9 protein-coding genes are annotated in these 6,000 nt (G+C 43.1%); 5 read left to right on the top strand and 4 right to left on the bottom strand.

What is annotated here, in order from left to right; genetic code table 11:
- Positions 1-157 precede the first annotated feature (157 nt).
- Positions 158-418: a type II toxin-antitoxin system ParD family antitoxin gene (locus ACEW80_RS18545; protein WP_373528002.1), complete on the bottom strand. Its 261-nt coding sequence runs from the start codon at positions 416-418 to the stop codon at positions 158-160.
- Positions 419-577: 159 nt separating this feature from the next.
- Here ACEW80_RS18545 and ACEW80_RS18540 point away from each other — a divergent pair, with 159 nt between their 5' ends.
- On the top strand, positions 578-1,189 hold the full coding sequence (locus ACEW80_RS18540; protein ID WP_373528006.1) for a hypothetical protein: 612 nt from the start codon (positions 578-580) through the stop codon (positions 1,187-1,189).
- Positions 1,190-1,297: 108 nt separating this feature from the next.
- Here ACEW80_RS18540 and ACEW80_RS18535 read toward each other — a convergent pair whose 3' ends face one another.
- Positions 1,298-1,666: a Dethiobiotin synthetase gene (locus ACEW80_RS18535; protein ID WP_373528001.1), complete on the bottom strand. Its 369-nt coding sequence runs from the start codon at positions 1,664-1,666 to the stop codon at positions 1,298-1,300.
- A 249-nt stretch (positions 1,667-1,915) separates the two neighbouring features.
- Here ACEW80_RS18535 and ACEW80_RS18530 point away from each other — a divergent pair, with 249 nt between their 5' ends.
- The gene (locus tag ACEW80_RS18530; protein ID WP_373528000.1) at positions 1,916-2,152 is read left to right on the top strand and encodes a hypothetical protein; all 237 of its coding nucleotides are present in this window, start codon (positions 1,916-1,918) and stop codon (positions 2,150-2,152) included.
- A gap of 60 nt (positions 2,153-2,212) precedes the next feature.
- On the top strand, positions 2,213-2,335 hold the full coding sequence (locus tag ACEW80_RS18525) for a hypothetical protein (RefSeq protein WP_373527999.1): 123 nt from the start codon (positions 2,213-2,215) through the stop codon (positions 2,333-2,335).
- Positions 2,336-2,417: 82 nt separating this feature from the next.
- Here the strand turns inward: ACEW80_RS18525 and ACEW80_RS18520 are convergent, their stop codons facing one another.
- On the bottom strand, positions 2,418-2,840 hold the full coding sequence (locus tag ACEW80_RS18520; protein ID WP_373527998.1) for a winged helix-turn-helix transcriptional regulator: 423 nt from the start codon (positions 2,838-2,840) through the stop codon (positions 2,418-2,420).
- A gap of 160 nt (positions 2,841-3,000) precedes the next feature.
- Between ACEW80_RS18520 and ACEW80_RS18515 the strand changes: the two genes are divergently transcribed.
- On the top strand, positions 3,001-3,876 hold the full coding sequence (locus tag ACEW80_RS18515) for a pirin family protein (protein WP_373527997.1): 876 nt from the start codon (positions 3,001-3,003) through the stop codon (positions 3,874-3,876).
- A 121-nt stretch (positions 3,877-3,997) separates the two neighbouring features.
- Positions 3,998-4,429, top strand: a complete 432-nt coding sequence (locus tag ACEW80_RS18510) for a hypothetical protein (RefSeq protein WP_373527996.1) — start codon at positions 3,998-4,000, stop codon at positions 4,427-4,429.
- Between the two features lie 296 nt (positions 4,430-4,725).
- Here ACEW80_RS18510 and ACEW80_RS18505 read toward each other — a convergent pair whose 3' ends face one another.
- Positions 4,726-5,892, bottom strand: coding sequence for an AI-2E family transporter (locus ACEW80_RS18505; RefSeq protein ID WP_373527995.1), 1,167 nt, complete (start codon positions 5,890-5,892; stop codon positions 4,726-4,728).
- Between the last annotated feature and the right edge of the window lie 108 nt (positions 5,893-6,000).

Here is a 6,000-nt window from a genome sequence, read left to right as displayed (position 1 = left end):
ATGTTAGCTACTTTCCTGATTGAGATGTTTTTCTGAAGATGTGCTGCAACTATTTTTTCTCGAAGATCGACAGAGTATGACTTCATTTAAAGGTATTTATATTTTAATTTATTGTACCTCATAACAGACGCAAGTGCTGTAATGTACCGATTCATTCCTAAGCCTCTTTTGCTTGCTTCAACTGTGTTAAAAGCTGATTTACAAAAGTTTCACCATCAATTCCTTCTCCCTTTTCAAGTGATGCTATCCCTTCATCAATCTTGGTGCGAGTTTCTTCGAGCCATACTTGCTGAGAAAGAGTCTCTTCTGCTAAAAGGCGTAATGCAGTTTGATTTACTTCATCAACATTCTTAAATTGACCTGTTGCTAACAAAACTTGAATTATTTGTTCTTGCTCTGGGCTAAATGTAATACTCATAACGATTCCATTCCTTGGCTTTTTCTATGATAAAGCGTTGATAAGTAAGATCCCTGATATCTGAAGTTGGGTTGACCTATTGAAATAATCTTGCTGAAAAACGGGAAGACTATGATTACTCCCGAATTGGGAAATTTCTATAAAATCCTGAACAGCAAAATGCTCAAAAAATCTCTGCTTAACTATTTAATTTTGCCTTTATCTTTAATGCCTTGGCTGTGCGTAGGAACGCTTTTTGATTCCCAAGCTAATGCTTTACCAGGGCAAAGTACAGAAGAAGTAGGCACTTGGATTAAAGCACATCCCACACTCCGTCCTAGGAGTGGAGAACAATTATTTGTGCAAAAAACTGATACAGCTGCCCAACGATTCACTTTTCAAGCGTCGGTATTGCCTCCCGGTAGAGTGGAATTTTCCAAAGACCGTAGCAGAATTCGGACTGAGCGCATTGCTATGTATGATGCTATTAACGGCATGACATTTGTGCGTCTCCAAGAATCCTTGCGGGTGATTTATGGTTTGGAGATTTATCAAGACTACGATCGCGCCCAAGTCGTCTACCAATATCCCAGCCAGGAGACAATTAACTCAGCGCGTCTGGCCAAAAATCAGATTCGAGAAGCTTTAAAGGGAGAATTACGAGTAGGAGCGAACTATGTATATTGGGTAGAAATTGCCCAACCTAAGACCGGCAAAGCTTTTACAGGTCAAATGACGATTTTGCTCAAAACTGACCTAGACAAGTTGGAAAGTGAATTGAAAATTCGATAATGGGCAAAACATTGCTGAGTGCTCTTAGCGGTAGCGGGGCGTTTAGCCCGTTAGGAGTGCTGAGTTAGAAGTTATTCTTTGTCTGCTCCCTCATCCTCCTTATCCCCCTCATCCCTTTCCCAACCCTACAAAAGCTAGGGTTTGCCATGTACCCGAAAAGATACTTTCAGATGCTAAGGAAATTCGGAGCAAATCTTCCTTCAATAGTGGCGGCCAATCAATTCCGGCTTTATGTCCTGCGGCAAATAGCTGTTGAGCCTTAACGCTTAACTGATAAAGGGTTAAAGCCAGTTCTCGGTCTATGCTCTTTGCATCTTTGAGGCCTTCAAACACCACTTTCAATGCCAACAAAATCGAGGTTATCTGACCGGGTACCGGCGGTTTTCCCTGCTTCATACGCGTTAACAGCGCATCTGGGTTTTCCTCGGTTGTGACTGTCTGATCTATGAGGAGTTTCCGAGCTGTTTCGTAATTCATGTAGCCAGTTTAGCGTACATTTGCTTCAGCAGGAATACTTAGTTAAAAGTTGTAAAACTGGTTTCTGGGTATTTATAGCAATCTGATGAGATTTGTGAAAATATTTGCTAGAAACCGTACAACTACCCATTTAATGATAGTCACTTAGCTGTGAAATGGATGAGGGAGGATTGGAGATACTCTAGGTTAACCAGATAGATTGAGTATAATACCTTGGATAAATACACCTCGCTGGGAATAAGAAGCAAAATGATCTCACCCAATTTACTAGAAATTGAGCGTTCCATCTGTGCCTTGGCTGTGGAAGAACAACTTTGGTTGCTAGAAAGTATTGCTCGACAAATCCGAGAAAGGGAGTATACAACTGATAAACTAGCTGATGCCAAACATCTGCAAGAACAACTGATGTTGATGGCTAGTGAGCCAAAAATCCAAACAGAAATTACTGCTATAAATGATGAGTTTGCGATTTCTGAAATACTCTGAATATATAGAAGTGAAATCATAAGTTCGCAAGACTTCAAAAGTCAAATATACAAATTATCGGTGAGCGATCGCTTAGAATTGCTGAGTGCGATCGCTCATTCACTGCAAAACGATCCTAGACCTCGCCCACCAGTTGCACCAGAAACATTAACACGGTTCCGAGGTTTATTGAACTGGTGGTAGAGAGCAGTGTGAATCATTTCATTAGTCTGGTTATCCATAAGCGACAACCGTACCTCTAATCCAATTATTATTACAACAACTTCTAATTCTCTTCTACTTGGAGTGATAAAAGAGCGATATTCTCATTAAATTTCTGCTGCGCCAGAATGATTTGGGGATAGTTTGTCTGCGCCCATGAAGCAAGCGCCTTAACTGGTTCTAGCAGAGTTCGCCCCAGTGTTGTTAACTCATAATAAACGCTAGGTGGTACAGTTGGCTCAACAGTCCGCGTCATTAGCCCATTACGTTCAAGTTCGCGTAATGTGCGGGTAAGCATCCTCTGAGAAATGCCATCAATCCGTCGGCGTAACTCACTGAAACGTAGCGAACCATCACTGAGTATGACAACAATCAATACACTCCATTTATCACCGACAAGGCTCAAAACTTCACGCACGGGGGCGCAGGATTGCTCAGTATGGCTGAGATTTCTAGACAAAGGAACATCGCTGTAACCTTCTAACATAATTGTGCCTTCTTGCGGTTATTTCTATAGTTACTATAATAGACCTTGTTACCTCTAATAACTAGATAACTCACAACAACCGAAATTTAGAGAAATTTATCATCTGAAGCTTTGACAGACTCGAAAAACAGGCGACTGAAATATCTCATTAGGCAGCGTAATGGTTATGGAAAAATCAAGCATTATATCTAAGACAATAGACAGCACCCCCTCATCTCGCAAGCGCCGGATCATTCATCGCACCTGGGGAGAGCGAAGCGGCCCGATCACTCGCTTGGTCAGTCCGTCTGACCTTGGAGAGATGATCAAGCCATTCGTGTTCCTCGATTATTTTGAAGCACAATCTCTTACTGCATCTGGCTTTGGATGGCATCCCCATTCAGGCATTGCGACAATTACCTTTGTGCTGTCGGGTGAAGGATTTTCTTATGAAGATAGCACGGGCAAGCAAGGTATTCTTCCACAAGGAGGTGTTGAGTGGATGCGTGCTGGCGGAGGTGTATGGCACAGGGGGGAAGCTGCTCCCGGACTCATGCAGGGCTTTCAACTTTGGATCGCGTTACCCCCTGAGCAAGAGCTTGCTCCTGCACAAAGCGTCTATCTGGCTCCGCATCAGGTAGAAGAATCTGGGGCGGTGCGTGTGGTGTTGGGTCGATACGGTACTGCAAAAAGCCCTATTGCTGCACCGCCATCCATAAACTACCTTGTTGTGCAACTTAAGGATAAGGAACATTGGCACTTTGAACCAGATATGGGTAACACCGTGTGCTGGGTTGCCGTACAGGCTGGAATGCTGCATACCGATGATAATACATTGGCATCTGGGGAGCTTGTGGTTTTTGAGGAATCAGATGCTGCCATTGATTTCTATGCCGAAGGTGACACCACCTTCATGCTTGGTTCCGCCATCAAGCACCCACACGATCTGGTGTTGGGCTACTACTCGGTTCACACCAGCCCAGATGCCTTATATAAAGGCGAAACTGAGATTAAACGCCTCGCTAACAAGCTTCGGAATGAAGGTCGGTTGCACTGAGTATATCCCCCATCTCGTATAAACTGCTCCTGGCTACTTCATTAAGTCAGGAGTTTCTGACGCTTCATGGTAAATTTTTAACAGTGCTGTCTGCTCGCCCCATCTCTTCAATATCCACACTATGAAAATCGACCGATTGCAGGAACTAAAACAAAAACTGACCCATGTTGCAGACTTGTCCCATATCTGGTTATTTTATATGGATCATTTTGCGGATCAGCCGGAATTTACTGAACTGGGTGAGCCTGCCTATAATGAATACCTAAATGCTGCCCTCTACAAAACTTGTCAGCAGATGTTTGGCGGGGAAATAAAGATTACTGACTTTTTGCTGATATACATAGCTCCGGATCATTTATTTCATGGAGCTTTCCAAGTTGGAGGACGTATTGGGGGTGTGATTTATTTCGAGGATATAAAAATTGGGTTACTTGCAGTGTCGGCGGATTATCCGCCTACCGATGCCGTTATGTATTCACGTTTTTCTCAGATGATTCAACTATCGGCACCTAATCGTAACGATGTCTACGACGGGCTACGCCTACGCAATTGAGAGAAGCACGGTATCAATCAAGTGTTGAAACTTCGCACTACAATATCTGGTAATTTATAGAAGATATTAATTTTTGAGTATTATCTAGAAACATTAATTGAGGGATGGTTGAGAGATTTAGCCGACAACTGGAAAACAGATAATCCACCTAAATATCAAGAATTAATACAGATAGGTTTTGTGGTATACCAGTAGTTCAAAATCTATCTCTCGGTTATGCACTGACATAACCGAAGAGTTTTTGGGCGATCGCATGACTCTCCGGGATGGAGTCGCCTAACACCCAACTTGGGTTATTAGGGTAATGTCGCTTCCGAAATATTCAGAGTGTTCTTAGCGTCAGGTTTTAGGGACTCGTTTGCTGCAACGGGTGCAGTTATCTCCCCAGTGGTGCTGTCATTTGTCTCCCTACCAGGACGTAGGGCACTTAAAGCAGTCTTAATCACAACAGCTGTGGGTACTGCCACAATTACACCTAACAGTCCGCCAATTCTTGCCCCTGTCAAGACCGAAATTAAAATCCAAACTGGATTTAAACCAGTAAAGCTGCCTAAAATTCGGGGAGCAATTAAGTTTTCGAGAATTTGCTGTACGATTACTGCTGCTATCAAAACTCTCACACCCATTGAGAAATCTTGCAACGCTACCAGTAGGGTAGTCAGGGCGATGCCCACAGAACCACCAAAGGGAACGAGAGCCATGAGGCCAATAGTTAAACCAAATAGCAGCCCAAATGGCACTTTTAGCCACAAAAAGGTAGGAATAAGAGCTGAGGCCATACAAGTAGATAAAATTAGTTGGGTGATGAAGAAATTTTGGAAGCTCAGGCGGACTGTTTTGGAGAAAGGATCGCGAAATTTATTAGGTAGCCATTCCACTAAACTTTGCCAGAGTTCACCCCCATGCTGTAAAAGATAGAAAGTCAAAACCATCGTCAAGAGAATATCTAGCAGACTGGTAACTGTAACTACCGCCAGATTTAGAACTTGTCCAGCGATCGCTTGCAATTCTCCTTTGACGCGATCGTTTATTTGCACTACCAAAGCATCAAGGTTAATCGGTAAGCCAAAAGTCTCAGCTTTTTCGTTTAATATCATTAACTGAGAGCGTCCAGAGTCGATCAACTCTGGCAAACGAGCTACCAGTTGTTGCGCTTGGGTAAGAGCCAGGGGAATGAGTGTAACACCCAACGCCAATAAAATCGATAAAGCCAAGAGAAATACTAGGATAGCTACTTGCTCTCGCCTAGCACCATGATGCTCCATCCAGCTCACGGGGTAGTTGAGCAGAAATGCTAGTACTGAGGCTCCGACCAGAATGACTATGAGAGAATGGAAATAATTAAAAAATAGCGAAAGTGCCCAACCATTGAGAACTAGCAGCGGAACGAAGAGCGCGATCGCCCCGATTCGCACTATTGGCGTAAATGTTTGCCACCAGTCGAGTAGCTTGCGTGTCTGCATTTTGAGCTGATTGCGGGATACAACTAAATTAAATCTTTCTTTACAGATTATTATCTCTAACTATATGAATCTCATTCATCCTTCTAGTTTAGGAGTTAAACTAACCCC

This window comes from Nostoc sp., assembly GCF_041747015.1.
In the GTDB taxonomy this organism is placed as follows: Bacteria; Cyanobacteriota; Cyanobacteriia; order Cyanobacteriales; family Nostocaceae; genus Nostoc.
The sequence above is the reverse complement of the archived record's forward strand: the minus strand, read 5'-3'. Positions and strand labels throughout refer to the sequence as shown.